Below are 19,318 nucleotides of genomic sequence, written 5' to 3' on the forward strand. Positions count from 1 at the left end.
AGCCTAGGAAGGCTCGGGGCGGGATGGCTCCAGCAGTGCCGAGACCTTCGCGCCGGGTTCCGCGGCGAGGGCGCGCAGCAGCGCGCGCAGGTGACCCGCGATCTGGGACACGTCGTCGTGACCGATCACGGCGGGGTTGAAACGAAGGCCGAGGGTGAGACTCCGCTCCGCGTCCACGGCCTGGACGTGCAGCGCGCCGTGGGCCACCCCGTTGAAGACGGTCCACTCCACCCCCGCCCCGATACCGGGGAACTCCGGGACGGCCGCCCTCCTGCGGTAGCTGAACAGCACCGGTGAGGCGGGCGGCTCCGGCGGCGCGTGCCGGAACCGGTACATGGCGTGGAGCTCGGCCCGGACCGCGCGCAGGTAGGCGGGAAACTCCTCGTCAGGGCCGGGGTGCGGGGCGAACGGCACCCGCGCGACGAACGACCCGATGCGCTCGCGCGTCCGGCAGGTGCGGGTCCCGAGGTCGAGGGCGAGCGGCGAGGCGACCGTGCCGTAGCCCCGCAGCAGCACGCCCACGGCCGCCAGGAGCAACTCGAACCTGGTCGCGCCGAGAATCGCGGCGGCCCCGGTGAGGGCGCCGGACTCCGCGGCGCCGAGCACCATCTCGACGATCTCACCGGGGCCGGTGCCGTGCGGGACGGCGCGCAGGCCGGGCAGGACCGGTTCTGCGGGCTCGCGCTCGCGCTCCCTCCAGAACTCCTCGGCACCGTCGGGACGTGCCGGGTCGCACGTCGCGGACGGCGTACCGTCCGGCGGCGGGAGGGGCGCACGCGCGAAGTAGGCGTCGGCCAGGTCGCGGACCAGGAGGTCCTTGGAACCGGCGTCGAACACCCGCCCGTGCGCGGTGAAGAGCAGCCGGACGCGCTCGGGCCCCACCCGGACGAGCGTGAACCGGGCGAGCGGGCCGCGCTCCAGGTCGAACGGGCGGGTGGCCTCGGCCGCCGCGACCCCGGGGTAACCCTCGGGGGTCGACTCCGTACGGGTGACCCTGACCCGGCCGAGCACCGGGTGCCGGCCGGCCACGGCGGCGCACGCGCCCAGTAGCGCCGGAGTGTCGACGGGACCGTTCAGGTGCAGCGCCAGCGGGATTCCCCGCAGGTCGAAGGGGGTGTGCGCCATCCTGTCCTGCTCCCTCGTGGGTGACCTCTCCTCGGATGGGCGCCGGGGCACGGGCTCCGGCGGGCAATTATTAGGAAAGTTTCTTGTTTATTTATGCCTCCCGAATGCTACACATGTGGTACGCCTGAGACAAGCGACGTGTGACGAACCGAGCCGGAGGCGTTGATGATCGTTCGTGGCGGCCGGACGGGCGGGCCGAATGGCGCGAGCCCCGAACTGGCCGAGCTTGCCGACACCGTGCTGCAACCCGGATTCGTGGGCGTGGAGGCGCCCGACTGGCTGCGGAGGCGGCTCGCCGGGGGGCTCGGCGGGGTCGCGCTCTACTCCCGGAACCTCGTGGACGGCGAGCAGGTCAGAACGCTGACCGCCGCCCTGCGCGCGGAGAACCCCGACGTGGTGATCGCCACCGACGAGGAGGCGGGCGACGTCACCCGGCTGGAGGCGCTCACCGGCAGCTCGCGCCCCGGCAACCTCGCACTCGGCGCGGTGGACGACCCCGAGCTGACCGAGCTGATCGCCCGAGAGGTCGGGCTGGACATGGCCGCCGCGGGCATCAACCTCAACTACGCCCCCGTGGTCGACGTCAACTCCGACCTGGACAACCCCGTCGTCGGCACCCGCGCGTTCGGCACCGACCCCTGGCTGGTCGCCCGGCACGCCCGCGCCTGGGTCACCGGCCTCCAGTCCGCCGGGGTGGCCGGCTGTGCCAAGCACTTCCCCGGCCACGGCGCCACCGCCGTCGACTCGCACGACGACCTGCCGACCGTCGCCTACTCGGCCGAGGAACTCGCGGCCACCACGCTCCCGCCCTACCGGGCCGTCATCGAGGCCGGGGTACGGGCCGTGATGACCGGCCACCTGCTCGTCCCCGCCTACGACCCCGACTCTCCCGCCACCATGAGCGGCCGCATCCTGGTCGGGCTGCTCAGGGAGGAACTCGGCTTCGACGGGCTGATCGTGACGGACGGCGTGGAGATGCCCTCGGTCGCCGGGCGGTACGGCGTGACCGGGGCGGCGGTCCGCGCCCTCGCCGCCGGGGCCGACGCGATCTGCGTGGGCGGCGAGCGCAAGGGGCCCGGAGTGGTCGGTTTCATCCGCAACGCCATCATGGCCGCGGTGGCCGACGGCACCCTTCCCGAGGAACGCCTGGCCGAGGCCGCCTCCCGGGTCCGCCGCCTGGCCGCCTGGTCCGCCGCGCGGCGCCGGACGGCCGGGGCGGCGGCCCCGGGAGGCGGACCCGCCGGTCTCGCCGCGGCCAGGCGGGCCCTGCGGGTCCGCGGCGACGGGCTCCCGCTGCCCTCGGCGCCGCAGGTGATCGAGCTCGTCTCCGAGACGAACATCGCCGTCGACCGTGCCACCCCGTGGGGCGTCGCCTCGCCGCTGGCCGCGCTGCTGCCGGGCACGACGGCTCTCCGGCTCGGTGCCGAGGACGCGCTCCCGCCGCCCGCCGCCGGGCGCCCACTGGTGATCGTGGTCCGCGACGCCCACCGGCACGCCTGGGTCGCGGACCGCCTGGGCGCCCTGCTGTCACGCCGCCCCGACGCGATCGTGGTGGAGATGGGTCTGCCCGGTCCGGCCACCCCCGGTGCCACGCACATCACCACCCACGGCGCGACCGCCGCCTCGGGCCGGGCCGCCGCCGAACTCCTGGCGGGCCACCACCGGCCGCGGAACTAGAGCGTGTTTTGTGGATCTTTCCGCCTACCGCGGTCGCCCGGACGGATGCCCCGCGGCGTTGTCGTCGTCGCCCGTGACTCCGTCATGAGTTCCCTCTCCGCCGTGCGGGGCATCCGTCCGGCCGTTCCGCAGCGCAGGCGAAGATCCACAAAACACGCCTCAGGAGGCGAAGATCTCCTCCCGGGCCTGCTCCAGAGCCGCTATGACGGCCCCGCGCAGCACCGGGTTGCCGGTCACCTCGCTGGCCACCACCTGCGGCCGGACCGGGCAGCTCCTGGCCACCGCCTCCTCGATCCTGAAGGTGAGCGCGTCACCTCCGGCCGTACTGACCTCGCCGGCGAGCACCACGAGCCCGGGGTCGAGCACGACGCACACCGACGCCACGCCCAGCGCCAGCCGCCCGGCGATGTCGTTGATCAGAGGCTCTCCCCGCTCCCCCGCCGCGACCGCCGCCGCGACACACTCGGCGGCGCTCTCCCCCTCGAAGCCGTACGTCGCGGCGAGTTCGGCGACCGCCTCGGCGCTGACCAGGGACTGCAGGCCACCGGCGAGCGACGGCAGCCTGCCGGGCACGGCCCGCACGTCCTCGGCCAGCGGCACGCCGGGCACCGGCAGGTAGCCGATCTCACCCGCGCTGCCGGACCGGCCGCGGTGCAGCCGCCCGCCGAGCACGACACCGAGGCCGATGCCGCGGCCCACCCACAGGAGCACGAAGTCGTCGACCTCGCGGGCGGCGCCCAGGGTGCGCTCGGCGATGGCGACGAGGTTCACGTCGTTCTCTATCCTGACGTCGCGGCGCAGGTCACGGGCGAGCGCCTCGTGGATGCCCTCGTGCCAGCCCGGCAGGTCGAAGGAGAACCGCACGTCGCCGGTGCGGGGGTCGACCACGCCCGGAGTGCCGATGACGACCGCGCGCAGCTTGGAGAGCGCGACCTTGGCGGACCGGCAGGCCTTGACCACCCCGCTGTGCACCAGAGCGACCGGATCCTCATGCCCGTTCGGCGCCACCCGCACTTCGGCGACGATCTCCCCATGGATATCCGCGATGGCGGTCGTGACGAATTCCGGGCCGACATCCAGGCCCGCCACATAGGCCGAGGAGGAAATAATCCCATAAAGCGCGGCATTAGGCCCGCGGCCCCCCGCCTGCTCCCCCGCCACCTCCACCAGGCCGCGCCCTTCCAGACGGGCGAGCGTCTGGGACGCCGTCACCTTGGAAAGACCCGTGAGCTCCCCTATCTGCCCCCGTGTCAGCGGCCCGGAGGCGAGCAACAGCTCCAGGGCGGCCCTGTCGTTGATCTCCCTCAATAGCCTGGGCACGCCAGGACGTCGCTCCATACGCATGGTCTCTTGTTCGCCGCTTCCCCGTCGCAATTACATTCAAGCAAGAATAACGGTTCTATTCATTAATAAGACTTCCTGATAGTTTAGCCCGGCGGAGACCCGGCGGAGGTGCACGAGGGTCCCCCGCCACGCCGCGGCCCCGCCTACCGCCCCGTCCTCCAGGATGGGCCCCTCCGGTTCTCGCGTGCCGCCCGCACACCGTCGCCCAGGAGTCGGCGAGCCACCGCGAATCCAGAAAATCAAGGGCTTGCGACGTCGACACGGCGCGTGGAACACTCCCGGAAATGGTAAAGATTCTTTTCAGTAAGCTCCTGGCCGACCGGTGACGAGGCAGGTCTCGACATGGATACCGTCATGAGGATCGCGGCCGACTACACGGGGCCACAGGCCCGGCAGGGGCCCGTGACCATGGGCCAGGCCAACATGGCGCGTTGCGTGCTCCGCGACCCGCCGCTGCACATGAACTTCCGCGTCACCAGGCGCCTCCCCGGGAGAAGGTCCCTGCCCGCCGTCGCCGAGGCTATCGGGCGGCTGCTCTCCCGGCACGAGGGACTGCGGGCCACCATCCACTCCGGCGTCCAGGTCGTGGCCGGTTCCGGCTCGCTGCCCGTCGGGGTGCACAGTGCCGGGACCGGCCTTGCGGACGAGGTCGCCGAGGATGTGGGCCTGCGGATGCAGGGCACCCGGTTCGATCTGGAGGGCGAGCTTCCGATCCGGGTCGCCGTGATCACCGAGGGCGAGGAGCCTCGCCTGGTGGTGTTCGTGCTGCCTCACACCTCGGTCGACGCCATCGGCCTGGCCACCCTCATGAGGGAGTGGGAACGCCTGATCCGGGGAATCGCCGTACCGGCGCCGTACCCGATGCAACCGCTGGACCTCGCGGCCGCCGAGAGCACCCCCGCGGCCCTGCGCCGGACCGAGGCTGCGCTGCGGTACTGGGAGAGCGGCCTGCGGCGGGCACCGCAGTCGATGTTCACGGTCGACGAGAACGCCGACGCCGACGCGATCCGCCCCCGGTTGCGGGTCCGCTCGGCGCCGGCGGCCAAGGCGCTGGGAGCCATCGCGAGCCGCACGGGGGCCAGCCGCTCGGCGATCACACTCGCCGCGCTGGGCGTCCTGATCGGCCTGTGGAACACGCAGCGAACCTGCGTGATCGCGTCGCTGGCGAGCAACCGGGTACGGCCCGAGCTGCGCGACTACGTCGGGCCGCTGGCTCAGGACGCGCTGATCACCGCGGAGCTGGACGCCCCCACCTTCGACGAGGCCGTCCGCCGCTTCCGCGGCGCCTCCCTCTCCGCGTACCAGCACAGCCGTTTCGACTCCACAGCGCTCTGGGAGGTGATCGAGGCGGTCAACGCCGAGCGGGGTGTGGACTTCGCCCGTGACTGCGTCTTCAACGACATGAGCGGTGTCACCGTCTCCGAGCCGGAACCGGCGCCCGCCGCCGAGGTCGAGTGCGACTGGCTGCCGGAGGCCTCGCTTCCCGCACACCTCGCGCTCTGGGCCAACCGGCTGGAGGAGGTGGTGGATCTGACGCTCTGGACCGATCCGCGAGTGATGAGCCGGGAGCAGGCGGAGGGCTTCGGGACCGGGCTCGCCCGGCTCCTGATCGCGGCCGGAGACGGGGATGTTCAAACTTGCGACATTACTAATATATCGGGAATTTCGCCTATCGAGCGTGATGCGGACTGGATCTACACCGACTCCTGCTGGGTGAGCCTCCGCGCGGTGGAGCGGCTCGTCGGTGAGGCGGTCCAGGGAAGGCCCCATCTCGTGGCACGCACTCCGGACGGGCTTCTGACCTGCCACGTCACCTCAGGAACCGCCGAGGAGATCCACGCGGCCTGCCTCGCCCTGCTGCCGGGCCGCACCTCCGCGATGGCCCCCCACCGCTACGTCGTGCACGCGCCGGGACCCACCGGCGCGTCGCCGTACGGCCCCGTCCTCACCGAGGGCGACGGACGCCGTTCGACGTCTCAGCGGACCTCGCGCGTAAGTAACCAATAGCAGGCGGGATAATCGGTTACATGCGCCTATCCGCTCGTGTCGACTATGCCCTCCGTGCCGCCGCCGAACTCGCCGCCGCAGGTGATGGCCCCACCACGGTAGGGGAGCTGGCCAAAGAGCAGGACATGCCTCCCAAGTATCTTGAGAACATCCTGCTCCAAATGCGCCGCGCCGGGCTGGTCCGCGGCCAGCGTGGCCCCGAGGGGGGCTACGTGCTGGCCCGCCCGCCCGCCGAGATCAGCCTGGCCGATGTGATCCGTGCCGTTGACGGCCCACTTGCCAACGTCAGAGGGGAGCGGCCCGAGCACGTCGGCTACCGGGGTCCCGCCGAGTCGCTGCAGCAGGTCTGGATCGCGCTGCGCGCCAGTGAGCGGGCGATCCTGGAAGAGGTCACGCTTGAGAACGTGGCCACCGGGGCCCTTCCCGAGCGGGTTCGCAGCCTGTCCGCCGACCCCGCGGCCTGGGACTGACCGTGCCGCCCGCGACGTCCCCCGTGATCGTGCCGGTACCGCCCACCCGCGGCCGGCACGTGTCTCCCGGTGGGTGCCATGCCCGAGGGTGACGTCGTCCACCAGGCCGCACTGCGGCTCTGCCGGGCACTCGACGGGCGGACGCTGACCCGCTCGGACTTCCGTGTGCCGCGCCACTCCACGGCCGATCTCACCGGGCGTGCGGTGCTGGAGACCGTCTCACGCGGCAAACACCTGCTCACCCGCGTCGAAGGGGGCCTGACCGTCCACACCCATCTGAGGATGGACGGGAGCTGGCAGATCTCGCCCTCGGGGCGGGGACTGCCCCGGGGCGACGTCGTCCGCCTGGTGCTGGCCAACGCGGAGCGGCAGGCGGTGGGGGTCCGGCTGGGCATGGTCGACCTGGTCCGAGCCGAGGAGGAGGGGCGACTCGTCGGGCATCTCGGACCCGACCTGCTCGGAGAGGACTGGGACGAGGCCGAAGCCGTACGGCGGCTGGCGCGGCGGCCTGAGACGAGCATCGGGGTCGCGCTGCTCGATCAGCGCAACCTGGCGGGAATCGGCACCATCTATCGCGCCGAGACGCTTTTTCTCGCCGGGGTGTGGCCGTGGCGACCGGTGGGTGCGGTAAAGGATCTGGAGGCGATCGTTTCGCTCGCGCGACGGTTGATGGACGCGAACAAGGAGCGCCCGAGCAGGACCACGACGGGCGACCCCCGTCCGGGACGGGGCACCTGGGTCTACGGCAGGGCCGGGCGGCCTTGCCTGCGCTGCGGGCATCGGATCAGTCGCGGGGAGATGGGTGCACAGCCGCAGGAACGGCTGATCATCTGGTGCCGTCACTGCCAGCCGGAAGAACCGACCGGCTAGGCGGCGACCATGTCGTTGACCTCGGGGAAGACGGAATCGGGCACGGTCTCGGGAATCGGCAGACGCTCCCGCTCGGGGACATCGCCCGCCAGCACCGGAGCGTGCTGGAGTTCGGCCAACGCGAACTGGTCGGAGACCTCACGGAGAACCTGTGAAAGCGGCACGCCCAGGGCACCGCAAATCGACGCGAGCAGCTCTGAAGAGGCCTCCTTCTGCCCACGCTCCACCTCGGACAAGTAGCCAAGAGAAACCCGAGCCAGTGTGGACACCTCACGCAGGGTGCGACTCTGCCGCACCCTCAGCCGCCGCAGCACGTCACCGAGCAGCTGACGCAGCAGGACCATCTGTCGCTCCCTCCCCGGCGCGGATGCCTTCGCGACACTCCGCGCTATCGGTTCGTGCCGCCCGTTCTTCGAACGCGACCCTTGGTACATACTCCTCGCCGTCATCATCGCTTGACCTTTACCTCACTCACAGTTCCACCGTACCTGTATCCACCGACACCGCGGCAGACCATGGGGAGCATGTTCGCTGGGGACGTAACGCGGTAATCACCCGGAATGTTCCCCCACGTTCGCCTCCAGCACACCTCGGAGAAGGTCTACGGCCTCATTCACCGTCGATTCCCGGATCTGCTCACGAGTCCCCGCGAGTTGCAGATCCCGGTGCCATACCCGTCCGTCCGGACCGCTAACGGCGAGATGAACCGTACCGACCGGTTTACCATCCTGTGGTTCGGGACCGGCCACACCGGTGACGGCCAGACCGTAGGTGGAGCCGGCCAGGAGGCGCACCCCGGTCGCCATGGCGGCGGCGATCTGCGGGTGCACGGCGCCCTCGCGGTCGAGCAGGTCCGCGGGGACGTTCAGCAGCCGCTGCTTGAGCTCGCTGGAGTAGGAGATGACCCCTCCCAGGAAGGCCGCGGAGGCTCCCGGCGGCTCTGTGAGGGCCGCTCCGATCAGCCCGGCGGTCAGTGACTCGGCCACCGCCACCGTCTCGCCCCCGCGGACGAGAAGGGAGAGGACCGTGGTCGTCGCGAGCAGGCGGTGGCTCATACGGCCCGCGCCCGCTTCGCGACCTGCCTGAGCTTGATCGCCCGGATCACGTAGTCAAGGCCGGTGCCGACGGTGACGACGGCCGCCGCTCCCATGACGACCCAGCGGATCGGGCCGGGCACATCCGGCCAGATGTAGGAGACGATCGCAGCGATCTGCAGGACGGTCTTCACCTTCCCACCGTAACTGGCCGGGATGACGCCGTGCCGGATGACCGCGAACCTCAGCGCGGTGACGCCCAGCTCCCTGCCCAGGATCACGATGGTGACCCACCAGGGCAGTTCCCCCAGCACCGACAGGCTGATCAGCGCGGCACCGATGAGGGCCTTGTCGGCGATCGGATCGGCGATCTTCCCGAAATCGGTGATCAGGCCGTAGCGGCGGGCCAGCTCGCCGTCGAGCAGGTCGGTGAGCGAGGCCACCATGAAGACCACCAGCGCGGCCACCCTCCAGCCGGATCCCGGCAGGAAGAGGCAGGCCGCGAAGAACGGAACCATCGCCAGTCGTATCACCGTCACGACATTGGCGATGTTCCAGGCGCTCACCTTGGGGCGCGCGGGTGTCGCTGTCGAGTCGGTGCCGGTCTCTGGCGTGTTGGTCATACGCTCTCCCGGCCCGGTGGCGCGTTCATGGGGCCGCCTTGATGCGGGCGATCAGGTCGACCCCCTCCGAGTCGACCACGACGGCCCGGACGATCTGGCCGGGGACCAGTCCGATGCCCTGGACCGTCACCGAGCCGTCGACCTCGGGCCCCTGGTGGGCGGCGCGACCCTCGTAGCCGCCGTCGCCCAGGTCCTCCTCGATCAGGACGTCGACCTCGGTGCCGATCCGTTCCTCGGCCCGCTGGGCCATGAGCTCCTCGGCCAGCTCGGTGAGCGCGGACACCCGGGCGTCGACGATCTCCTGGTCAAGCTTGCCCGGGAGCGAGGCCGCCTCGGTGCCCTCCTCGTCGGAGTAACCGAAGATGCCGATCACGTCGAGCCTGGCCTGCTCCAGGAAGCCCACCAGCTCACCGAACTCCTCCTCGGTCTCGCCGGGGAAGCCCACGATGAAGTTGGAGCGCACGCCCGCCTCGGGGGCGTGGGCGCGGATCGACTCCAGGAGGTCGAGGAAGCGCGCGGGGTCACCGAAGCGGCGCATCCGGCGGAGCACGGGACCACTGGCGTGCTGGAAGGACAGGTCGAAGTAGGGGGCCACCCCCTCCGTCGAGGAGATGATCTCCAGCAGCCCCGGGCGGAGCTCGGCGGGCTGCAGGTAGCTGACGCGCACCCGTTTGATGCCCTCGGTCGCGGCGAGCGAGGGCAGCAGCTTCTCCAGCGCCCGCAGGTCGCCCAGGTCCTTGCCGTAGGAGGTGGAGTTCTCGCTGACCAGCACCAGCTCCTTGACGCCCTGCTCGGCCAGCCAGGCGGCCTCACCGAGGAGTTCCTCGGAGCGGCGCGAGACGTACGCCCCGCGGAAGGCGGGGATGGCACAGAACGTGCAGCGCCGGTCGCAGCCGGAGGCCAGCTTCAGCGAGGCCACCGGCCCTTCGCCCAGGCGCTTGCGGAGCGGCCGGGGACCGCTGGCGGGTGCCAGGCCCTCGGGCAGCTCGCCATGGCCGGGAATGGCGGTCTTGGGGGCGGCGGCACGCTCCACCGGCGAGATGGGCAGCAGGGTCCTGCGGTCACGGGGGCTGTGCGGGACGAGCGGCCTGCCCGCCAGCACGTCGTCGAGGCGGGTGCCGATCTCGGTGTAGTCGTCGAAGGAGATGACCGCCGCGGCCTCGGGCAGCGCCTCGGCGAGCTGGTCACCGTACCGCTCCGCCATGCAACCCGCGGCGACCACCTTGGCCCCGGAGTCGGCCGCGGCGAGCAGCGTGTCGATGGAGTCCTTTTTCGCTGAGTCGATGAAGCCACACGTGTTGACGACGACGACGTCGGGATCGTCGTCGCCCAGCTGCCAGCCGGCAGCCTCAAGACGAGCGGCGAGCTCTTCGGAGTCGACCTCGTTGCGTGCGCAACCAAGTGTGATCAGCGATGCGGTTCGGCGGGATGACATGGTGAACACTACGGTATCGGGAGTTGGCCACTACCCGATGCACCTCCCCCACTCCAGCACCGCCGCATCCCCGTCCGCCCCGGACATCCCGCCGTGAAGACGGGAGTCCGGAAGGTGAGGACCACCGTGCCGACCAGGGACGTTCACCCGACCGGGTGATCCACGAGCCTGGCCGGGGCCGTCGCCGCGACCCCGGCAGAACTCCCGGTCGCCGCGTCAGCGCTCCTTGGCGGCGGGGGCGTCGTAGGAGCGGTTGACGATCTGCCCCGGGCTCCCCGGGGCACCCAGGTTCTTGCCGTTCACCTTCAGGGTGAACGCCCCCCCGTCGCCGAAGGTGACCCTCATCCTGTCCTTCGCCTTCCAGGTCGAGGTCTTGCCCTCCTTGAGCGTTCCGGAGAAGAGCCTCTTGCCGCCCGCGTCCTCCACGTCCAGCCAGGAGGTGCGCTCCGCCCTGACCTGGAGGACGACCATGTCCTTGCGCTTCTTCTCGGCCAGGGACGCCGCCCGGCCCGGTGAGCCGGGAGCGCTGCCGGCCGGCGGCGGCAGTGCGGCGGGCACCGGCACGGGATGGCCATCCGCTATGGGCGTGTCGCCCCCGCCCATGGTCCGCACCACTCCGAAGATGACCACGATGCCCAGCGCCACCGCCATGGCCGTCGTCCAGTTGGGCGAGCGGCGCTCACGGATCTTCAGTGGCATGTCGGCCTGGAAGACGCTGGAGGCCCGCACCGGCAGCGGGACACCCCCGTGCTGCTCGTCGTAGCGGTGCACCAGCGTCTCCGGATCGAGCCCGACGACCTTGGCGATGTTTCTTATATGGCCCCGCGCGTAGAAATCACCCCCGCACTGGGAGAAGTCGTTCCTCTCGATCGCCTGGATGAGCACCTCGCGGATGCGTGTCCGCGCGCTCAACTGCCCAACGGTCATCCCCATCGACCGCCTGGCATCCGCCAGATCGCTTCCAATGCCCATGGCGCACGCCCCTCAGCCCCCGACGTTGCGTAGCGATCCCCATTCAATCAGTAACCGGACGGGAGGTGTGCGGCGGGGGGTCCGTTCCCTCCCGGTGTGTCATCCTCCACGCAGGTCGGTCAGCAGGCCGGGGAGCTCGTCGGGCTTGACCATGACCTCCCGGGCCTTCGAACCCTCGCTGGGCCCGACGACGTTCCTGCTCTCCAGCAGGTCCATCAGACGGCCCGCCTTGGCGAAGCCGACCCTTAGCTTGCGCTGGAGCATCGAGGTCGAACCGAACTGGGTGGTCACGATGAGCTCGGCCGCCTGGATCAGCAGGTCGAGGTCGTCGCCGATGTCCTCGTCGATCTCCTTCTTGGAGGTCGTCACGGCGGCCACGTCGTCGCGGTACTCGACAGCCATCTGGGCCTTGCAGTGCCCGACGATCTCGCCGATCTCCTTCTCGGAGACGAACGCGTTCTGCAGCCGCATGGGCTTGCTGGCGCCCATCGGCAGGAAGAGCGAGTCGCCCTGGCCGACGAGCTTCTCCGCGCCCGGCTGGTCCAGGATGACCCGGGAGTCGGCCAGCGAGGAGGTGGCGAAGGCCAGCCGGGAGGGGACATTGGCCTTGATCAGCCCGGTGACCACGTCCACCGAGGGGCGCTGGGTCGCGATGACCAGGTGGATGCCGGCCGCGCGGGCGAGCTGGGTGATGCGGACGATGGAGTCCTCGACGTCGCGCGGGGCGACCATCATCAGGTCGGCGAGCTCGTCGACGATCACCAGCAGGTAGGGGTAGGGCTGGTAGACCCGCTCGCTGCCCGGTGGCGGCACCAGCTTGCCGGTACGCACCGCCTTGTTGAAGTCGTCGACGTGCCGGAAGCCGCTGGCGGCCAGGTCGTCGTAGCGGCGGTCCATCTCTCCGACGACCCATTCCAGGGCCTCGGCGGCCTTCTTGGGATTGGTGATGATCGGCGTGATGAGGTGCGGAATGCCCTCGTAGACGCTGAGCTCGACCCGCTTGGGGTCGACCAGGACCATGCGGACCTCGTCGGGGGTGGCCCGCATCAGGATCGAGGTGATCAGACCGTTGACGCAGACCGACTTTCCGGCGCCGGTGGCACCCGCGATGAGCAGGTGCGGCATCTTGGCGAGGTTGGCCACTATCGTGCGCCCCTCGACGTCCTTGCCCAGCCCGACGATCATCGGGTGGTGGTCCGCCTGGGCCACCGGGGAGCGCAGGATGTCGCCCAGTGAGACGAGGTCCTTGTCGGTGTTGGGGATCTCGACGCCGATCGCCGACTTGCCGGGGATCGGGGACAGGATCCGGACGTCGGCCGACTTGACCGCGTAGGCGATGTTCTTGGTGAGCGCGGTGACCTTCTCGACCTTGACCGCCGGGCCGAGTTCGATCTCGTAGCGCGTCACCGTCGGCCCCCGGGTGAAGCCGATCACCTGGGCGTCGATGGCGAACTGCTCCATCACGCTGGTCAGCGCGTTGACGACCACCGTGTTGGCCTTCGTCTGCGGCTTGGGGGCGGTGCCGGGGCGCAGGAGCTGCGGCTCGGGCAGGGTGTAGGGACCCGCCTGCGGGGACAGGACGAGCTGCTCGACCTTGCGCGGCGCCGGGGTCGGGTCGGGAGGCTCGGGCGCGTCGGCCCTGACCTGCGCGGGTTCGGCCTCGTCCACCAGGCCGGGCACGATCTCCGGGGAGTGGCCTCCGAGCCCTCCCGGCGACTCGGCGACCACGGGCGTGTCGTAGGGCTTGACGTGGTCGCCCAGCTCGGCCCCGCCGGAGTCCGGCTTCTTGCGGGTGGAGGGCCGCTTCCTGGACGCCCGCGGCGCGCTGGGCAGGTCGCGGTTGAAGAGCATGTGCCTGATCTCGGCCAGCCGCTCGGGAACCCGGTGCACCGGGGTGGCGGTGATCACCAGAATGCCGAAGCCCGACAGGATCAGCAGCAGCGGGATGGTGATGAAGGAGGGCAGGATGCTCGCCGGGGGCGCCGAGACGATGAAGCCGATCATGCCTCCGGCGGCCGCCACCTTGTCCATGCCGTCCGAGCCGCCCCCCGAGGGGTACGGCGTGTCGTGAACGACGTGCACGACACCGAGCACACCGATGGTGAGGGCGGACCACCCGATGATCATCCGTCCGGTGTCGGCGTTCTGGTCGGGGTGACGCAGCAGCCGCCAGGCCAGCAGTACTAGCAGGATCGGGACCAGCCAGGTCAGCGATCCGAAGACGGCGCGCATGACCTCGTCGACCACCGTGGAGACCGTGCCGGTGTTCTCCCGCCAGGTCATGGCCGCCAGCACGATCGCCCCGGCGAACACCGCCAGGCCGAGCCCGTCGCGGCGGTGGACGGGGTCGAGTTCGCGCGCGTTCTGCCCCAGGGCCCGCGCGGCGCTGCCGATGCCTCCCGCGAGGAGCATCCAGATGCCCATGAACAGCTTGCCGATCATGGTGAGAACCCAGCTGATCGGGTCGTGCTGCGGCGAGGCCGGCCTGCGGGCCGCACCCGCACCCCTCCCCCGGTTGGCGGACGCCCGCCGAGCGGGGGCCGTACGGGCCTGGGAGGCGCCCGAGCGACCGGGGGAGCCCTTGCCGGGGGGCTTTCCTGAGGAGCCTTTAGACGTACGGGTGGCCATGCTAGGGAGGTTAACGAGACGGATGGTGGATTGCTCGCCGACTCGCCGGAGGGGTGCCCGCCTCGCCCGACCTTTCACAAAATCAGCTGATATCTCGTGAGCAGTTATGACTCGATCCGGGAGGGCATCCGGTGGAGCCCGCGCCCCTCCAGCTTGCCGACGTAGACCGCCTCGTCCCCGCTGTGGTACCCGGACGCGGAGGAGTGGAAGATCAGCAACAGGCTGATCAAGAACCTCGGATTCAACCCGTGCGACCTGAGCAGGCCCGTGGACGGCGGCCGGCGGGCCGTCGTCGTCCGCGAGGGCCGCGCCCTGGCGATCTACATCCATGGGGGCGAGTACCACAGCGAAGTGAGCGACGCCCAGTTCGCCAAGCAGTTGAGGGACGCCAGGAAGACGGCGGTCAAGGTCTGCTCCCTGCCCGGCGTCTGCTGACCCACCTCGACCGGCGGGGAGGGTGGCACTCGCGTCCGTACGACGACCGGTGCGGCCGCCGTACGGAGGTGAGGATCAGACCTCGATGACGACCGGAACGATCATCGGGCGGCGGCGGTAGGTGTCGCTCACCCAACGCCCCACGGTCCTGCGGACCACGCGGCGGACCTGCTGGATGTCCACCACCCCGTCGGCCGCGTTCTCCTGCAGCGCCCGCTCCACCTGCGGCAGGATGTCGTCGAACATGGCCGGGTCGATGCCGGACCCCCTGGCGTGGATCTCCGGGCCTCCGGCGAGCTTGCCGGTGGCGGTGTCCACCACGATGACGATGGAGATGAAGCCCTCCTCGCCCAGGATGCGGCGGTCCTTCAGCGCGAAGTCGGTGACGTCGCCCACCGAGGTGCCGTCCACGTAGACGTAACCGGCGGGAACCGCGCCCACGATCTTGGCCCGGCCGTCGACCAGGTCCACCACGACGCCGTCCTCGGCGATCACGATGTGGTCGTCCGGCACCCCGGTCAGCGCGGCGAGCTTGGCGTGCGCCCGCAGGTGGCGCCACTCGCCGTGCACCGGCATGAAGTTGGACGGTCGCGTCAGGTTGAGCACGTACAGCAGCTCGCCCGCGGCGGCGTGCCCTGAGACGTGCACCTTCGCGTTGCCCTTGTGCACCACGCGGGCGCCCCAGCGGGACAGGCCGTTGATCACGTTGTTGACCGCGGTCTCGTTACCCGGCACCAGCGAGGAGGCCAGGAGAACCGTGTCGCCCTCGGCGATCCGGATCGGGTGATCGCGGTTGGCCATCCGCGACAGCGCCGCCATCGGCTCGCCCTGGGACCCGGTGCAGATCAGCACCACGTCCTCCGGCGGCCAGCCCTCGATCTCCTTGGAGTCGACGATCAGCCCCGGCGAGACCCTCAGATAGCCCAGGTCGCGGGCGACGCCCATGTTGCGCACCATCGAGCGACCGACCAGCGCGACCTTGCGACCGTGCTTCTCAGCCGCGTCGATGACCTGCTGGACGCGGTGGATGTGGGAGGCGAAGCTCGCCACGATCACGCGCTTGCCCGCCGTGCGGACGACCTCGTCGATGACCGGCGCGATCTCCCGCTCACTGGTGACGAAGCCCGGCACCTCGGCGTTGGTCGAGTCGGACATCAGCAGGTCGACGCCCTCCGCGCCGAGCCTGGCGAACCCGCCCAGGTCGGTCAGCCGCCCGTCACTGGGCAACTGGTCCATCCTGAAGTCACCGGTGTGCAGGACGATGCCCGCGGGTGTCCTGATCGCGACGGCCAGCGCGTCCGGGATGGAGTGGTTGACGGCGAGGAACTCGCACTCGAACGGCCCGAACCGGTGCCGCTCTCCCTCCACGACCTCGCGCTTGACCGGCTGGATGCGGTGCTCGGTGAGCTTGGCCTCGATCAGCGCCAGCGTCAGCTTGGACCCCACGACCGGGATGTCGCGACGCTCGCGCAGCAGGTACGGCACGGCACCGATGTGGTCCTCGTGCGCGTGGGTCAGGATCACGGCCTCGACGTCGTCCAGGCGGCCCCGGATGTACTCGAAGTCGGGCAGGATCAGGTCGATGCCGGGCTGGTCGGGCTCGGGGAACAGCACCCCGCAGTCGACGATCAGCAGACGGCCCTCGTACTCGAACACGGCCATGTTGCGGCCGATCTCACCGAGGCCGCCCAGTGCGACGATGCGCAGGGCGCCTTCGGGCAGCGTTGGCGGCGGCCCGAGTTCGGGGTGGGGGTGACTCATCAGGCCACACCTCTCTCAGCGGTCTCACATGCGGCAAAGGCCCCCGTGGGCAGCAGGACTACTCCCTCGCCGAGCACCCCGTCCCCTAGCGGACCAGTGTGTCTTCTTTCTCGCAAACTCTCGTTCCTCCCGGATGCGGCCGATGAGGGCCGCGGTCGTCGCTCTCATGTCACAACTTCGTCGGGCAGCTTCACACCGCCCGTGATCAAGTCTTCGCGCAGCCTGGCGAGCTGCTCGGCGGTTGCCTCCACCAGAGGCGACCGCATCGGTCCCGCGGGCTGCCCCACCAGGTTCAACGCCGCCTTCGCCATGATCGCGCCACCGGCCTGCATCATGATCCCGGAGACCACGGGGAGCAGCCGGCGGTGGATGGCGAGCGCACCCGCCGCGTCCCCGGAGCGGTACGCCTCGATCATCGCGGCGATCTCCGCGCCCGCGACGTGGCCGATCACGCTGACACACCCCACGGCCCCCACCGACAGCCACGGCAGGTTGAGCGTGTCGTCACCCGAGTAGTAGGCGAGGCCGGTGGACGCGATGACCTGCGACCCCTCGAACAGGTCGGCCTTGGCGTCCTTCACCGCGACGATCCGCTCGTGCCCGGCGAGCCGCGTCAGCGTCTCCCTCTGGATCGGCACACCGCTGCGACCTGGGATGTCGTAGAGCATGGCCGGCAGGGCCGTGGCGTCTGCCACTGTACAGAAGTGACGGTAGATCCCCTCCTGGGGGGGCTTGCTGTAGTACGGCGTCACCAGCAGGAGACCGTGGGCCCCGGCGCGCTCGGCGGCTCGGGCCACCTCGACACTGTGGTGCGTGTCGTTGGTGCCGGCTCCGGCGACGACCGTGGCGCGGTCACCGACCGCCTCGACGACGGCGCGCAGCAGGCGCTCCTTCTCCTCGTCCGTGGTCGTCGGGGACTCTCCCGTGGTGCCGCTCACGACGAGGCCGTCGTTGCGCTGCTCATCCACCAAATAGGTGGCCAGACGACGCGCTGTCTCGTAGTCGACCGCTCCGTCACTCGTGAACGGCGTGACCATGGCGGTCAGCATGCGGCCGAAGGGGGCGTCGTAGGTTCCAGTTGGCGCTGCCATAGACCGAACGCTACCTGGATCCGCTGAAACGGTGGACCCCGCCACCCCGCCTAACCTCCGTCCACCGATGGGCCCAAGAGTGAACATCCCCCCGAGGTGCCCGCTGCACACCGTACACGCGGATATACGACACCGTGGCGAGGGACTCCGATCCGCACTCGTCACGGGACTCCGGGCCCGCCACGCGACCGGAACCGTCCACATCGATCCGGGCAGAAGCGAGATGACCTGGGGTGATCAGGGGCCGGGAGCGACATTCAGGGCTTAGCGCCCGCTTACATGGTTAACGATACTTTTGTCCACTTCGGTGGCGACAGGGAATTCCTTGAAGAAAAAAGAGGCCGCCGATATGTGCTCGGGGGTACACACATCGACGACCTCTACCGTTGAATCGGCGCTCCTTACGCGGGTGTTACACGGTCTCTGAGATATTTTTGGGCACTTCTGGGAGCGGCACGCAAAGTTGGAGTTCCAAATCTCCACCATCACCCTGCGTTGCGCATCGAATACGACAGGATGGGACAACGCCCCAGAACCCAGGGATGGACACGTGGCAAGCTCCGATCCTGTCTACCTGCGCGTCGTCGCCGACATCCGGCGCCAGATCGTCGACGGCTCCCTTCCCCCCGGCTCCCCGATCCCCTCTCGCGCCCAGCTGACCAGGAAGTACGGCGTGGGCGAGACCGCCGCCAGGCACGCGCTGCGCGTGCTCACCGCCGAAGGCCTGATCGTCGGCCGCGTCGGCTCGGGCCACTACGTGCGGGAACAGCCGGCGCTGCTCCCGCTGCACCGCTGGCGCTTCCACGACCACCACGCCCCCTTCGCGGCCGACATCCAGTCACAGGGCACCCGGGCCACCTGGGACTGGCGGGCCGAACCCGCCGACGCCACCCCCGACATCGCCCACCGCCTCCGGCTGGACGAATCCGCCCCGCTGACCCGCACCCGCTACCTCTTCCGCGGCGACGGCAAGCCGATCCAGCTGGCCACCTCCTACGAGCCCGCCGAGTTCAGCGAGCCCGTCACCGAGGAGAACCCGCGCAGCCTGATCGCCCGCCTGTCCGCCTTCGGCGTCAAGATCACCGAGGTCGTCGAGCAGATCCACACCCGCGTCCCGCAGCCCGCGGAGAGCGACGCCCTCGCCCTGCCCGCGGGCGTCAACGTCCTGCACGTCGAGCGCACCCACTGGGCCGGAGACCGCCCGGTGGAGACCAGTGACATCATCATTCCCGGCGATCGCTTCCGCCTGGTCTACTCCCACCCCCTGCACCCCTGAGAGACCTCGGCCACCGCCCTGCCCGCGCCTTTCACCCGGACGGACGAGAGGTCAGGGGTGCGGACGGGAACGCAGCACCTCCAGGGCGCGGTCCGCGTGGGCCTCCATGTGGGTCTCACTGTGGATCACTTCCAGGAGGCGGTGGTCCGCGTCGACGACGAAGGTCATCCGGCGGGTGAGGAAGGGCCCCACCGCGACGGTACGGCGGGCGCCGAGGCGCCGGGCGACCGCGCCGTCCGGGTCGGACAGCAGCGGAAAGCCCAGTTGGTTGGCCTGGGCGAACCTCGCCTGCCGGTCGACCCCGTCACGGCTGATTCCGATCCTGGTCGCCCCCACGGCGGCGAAGTCCGCCGCCAGGTCGCGGAAGTGACAGCTCTCGGCCGTGCATCCCGACGTCATGGCCGCCGGATAGAAGAAGAGCACCACCGGCCCCTTGGCCAGAAACTCACTGAGCCGCCTTCGCGTGCCCGTCTCGTCGAGAAGCTCGAAGTCCTCGACCATGTCTCCCACCGCGAGGTTCATGCCCACGGGTTGTCTCCCTACGCCGTCGGAGGGCCTCCGCTCGCACCG

General features: G+C 70.3%; 18 protein-coding genes. 6 read left to right on the forward strand and 12 right to left on the reverse strand.

The features are described from left to right. Positions 1–3 precede the first annotated feature (3 nt). Entirely contained in the window at positions 4–1,125 is a 1,122-nt protein-coding gene (locus tag ABZU75_RS29935; protein WP_355561250.1) for a condensation domain-containing protein, read from the reverse strand. Positions 1,126–1,290: 165 nt separating this feature from the next. Between ABZU75_RS29935 and ABZU75_RS29940 the strand changes: the two genes are divergently transcribed. Next, positions 1,291–2,802 (forward strand): glycoside hydrolase family 3 N-terminal domain-containing protein, encoded by a 1,512-nt coding sequence (locus tag ABZU75_RS29940; protein ID WP_355561253.1) that lies wholly within the window; start codon positions 1,291–1,293, stop codon positions 2,800–2,802. 159 nt (positions 2,803–2,961) lie between these two features. Here ABZU75_RS29940 and ABZU75_RS29945 read toward each other — a convergent pair whose 3' ends face one another. After that, positions 2,962–4,140 (reverse strand): ROK family transcriptional regulator, encoded by a 1,179-nt coding sequence (locus ABZU75_RS29945; protein ID WP_350913087.1) that lies wholly within the window; start codon positions 4,138–4,140, stop codon positions 2,962–2,964. A gap of 348 nt (positions 4,141–4,488) precedes the next feature. Between ABZU75_RS29945 and ABZU75_RS29950 the strand changes: the two genes are divergently transcribed. The 3 genes from ABZU75_RS29950 to ABZU75_RS29960 all read left to right on the forward strand — a co-directional run bounded on the left by ABZU75_RS29950 (position 4,489) and on the right by ABZU75_RS29960 (position 7,493). Further along, on the forward strand, positions 4,489–6,153 hold the full coding sequence (locus ABZU75_RS29950) for a condensation domain-containing protein (protein WP_355561257.1): 1,665 nt from the start codon (positions 4,489–4,491) through the stop codon (positions 6,151–6,153). Positions 6,154–6,173: 20 nt separating this feature from the next. After that, positions 6,174–6,623, forward strand: coding sequence for an Rrf2 family transcriptional regulator (locus tag ABZU75_RS29955; protein WP_326637143.1), 450 nt, complete (start codon positions 6,174–6,176; stop codon positions 6,621–6,623). A 78-nt stretch (positions 6,624–6,701) separates the two neighbouring features. After that, positions 6,702–7,493 (forward strand): DNA-formamidopyrimidine glycosylase family protein, encoded by a 792-nt coding sequence (locus ABZU75_RS29960; protein WP_355561260.1) that lies wholly within the window; start codon positions 6,702–6,704, stop codon positions 7,491–7,493. On the opposite strand, the gene ABZU75_RS29965 is transcribed toward ABZU75_RS29960, so the two are convergent. From ABZU75_RS29965 to ABZU75_RS29995, 7 genes are all read right to left on the reverse strand, one after another. Continuing rightward, on the reverse strand, positions 7,490–7,837 hold the full coding sequence (locus ABZU75_RS29965; RefSeq protein WP_030904158.1) for a helix-turn-helix transcriptional regulator: 348 nt from the start codon (positions 7,835–7,837) through the stop codon (positions 7,490–7,492). The genes ABZU75_RS29960 and ABZU75_RS29965 overlap by 4 nt on opposite strands. 207 nt (positions 7,838–8,044) lie before the next feature. Then, entirely contained in the window at positions 8,045–8,548 is a 504-nt protein-coding gene (locus ABZU75_RS29970; RefSeq protein ID WP_355561264.1) for a nicotinamide-nucleotide amidohydrolase family protein, read from the reverse strand. Further along, positions 8,545–9,150, reverse strand: a complete 606-nt coding sequence (pgsA, locus tag ABZU75_RS29975; RefSeq protein WP_355561267.1) for a CDP-diacylglycerol--glycerol-3-phosphate 3-phosphatidyltransferase — start codon at positions 9,148–9,150, stop codon at positions 8,545–8,547. Before pgsA ends, ABZU75_RS29970 begins: the two co-directional genes overlap by 4 nt. A gap of 25 nt (positions 9,151–9,175) precedes the next feature. Then, positions 9,176–10,585: a 30S ribosomal protein S12 methylthiotransferase RimO gene (rimO, locus tag ABZU75_RS29980; protein ID WP_350955656.1), complete on the reverse strand. Its 1,410-nt coding sequence runs from the start codon at positions 10,583–10,585 to the stop codon at positions 9,176–9,178. 216 nt (positions 10,586–10,801) lie between these two features. Next, positions 10,802–11,557, reverse strand: a complete 756-nt coding sequence (locus tag ABZU75_RS29985) for a helix-turn-helix domain-containing protein (protein WP_350913074.1) — start codon at positions 11,555–11,557, stop codon at positions 10,802–10,804. A 99-nt stretch (positions 11,558–11,656) separates the two neighbouring features. Beyond that, positions 11,657–14,185 carry a DNA translocase FtsK gene (locus tag ABZU75_RS29990; protein WP_355561271.1) on the reverse strand — a complete coding sequence of 843 codons (2,529 nt, stop codon included), beginning with the start codon at positions 14,183–14,185 and terminating at the stop codon, positions 11,657–11,659. 104 nt (positions 14,186–14,289) lie between these two features. Further along, a complete protein-coding gene (locus ABZU75_RS29995) occupies positions 14,290–14,415 on the reverse strand; it encodes a hypothetical protein (RefSeq protein ID WP_355561274.1) in 126 nt (41 codons plus the stop codon). Positions 14,416–14,452: 37 nt separating this feature from the next. On the opposite strand from ABZU75_RS29995, the gene ABZU75_RS30000 reads away from it, so the two are divergent. Further along, positions 14,453–14,620, forward strand: a complete 168-nt coding sequence (locus ABZU75_RS30000) for a hypothetical protein (RefSeq protein ID WP_355561277.1) — start codon at positions 14,453–14,455, stop codon at positions 14,618–14,620. 75 nt (positions 14,621–14,695) lie between these two features. Here the strand turns inward: ABZU75_RS30000 and ABZU75_RS30005 are convergent, their stop codons facing one another. Beyond that, positions 14,696–16,381 carry a ribonuclease J gene (locus ABZU75_RS30005; protein ID WP_355561279.1) on the reverse strand — a complete coding sequence of 562 codons (1,686 nt, stop codon included), beginning with the start codon at positions 16,379–16,381 and terminating at the stop codon, positions 14,696–14,698. Between the two features lie 164 nt (positions 16,382–16,545). Beyond that, entirely contained in the window at positions 16,546–17,472 is a 927-nt protein-coding gene (gene dapA, locus ABZU75_RS30010) for a 4-hydroxy-tetrahydrodipicolinate synthase (protein ID WP_350913063.1), read from the reverse strand. Between the two features lie 550 nt (positions 17,473–18,022). Here dapA and ABZU75_RS30015 point away from each other — a divergent pair. Then, positions 18,023–18,748, forward strand: coding sequence for a GntR family transcriptional regulator (locus ABZU75_RS30015; protein ID WP_355561283.1), 726 nt, complete (start codon positions 18,023–18,025; stop codon positions 18,746–18,748). A gap of 51 nt (positions 18,749–18,799) precedes the next feature. Here ABZU75_RS30015 and ABZU75_RS30020 read toward each other — a convergent pair whose 3' ends face one another. Beyond that, on the reverse strand, positions 18,800–19,270 hold the full coding sequence (locus ABZU75_RS30020; RefSeq protein WP_355561313.1) for a peroxiredoxin: 471 nt from the start codon (positions 19,268–19,270) through the stop codon (positions 18,800–18,802). Positions 19,271–19,318 lie beyond the last annotated feature (48 nt).

The organism is Streptosporangium sp. NPDC005286 (assembly GCF_040607515.1).
Classification (GTDB): domain Bacteria; phylum Actinomycetota; class Actinomycetes; order Streptosporangiales; family Streptosporangiaceae; genus Streptosporangium.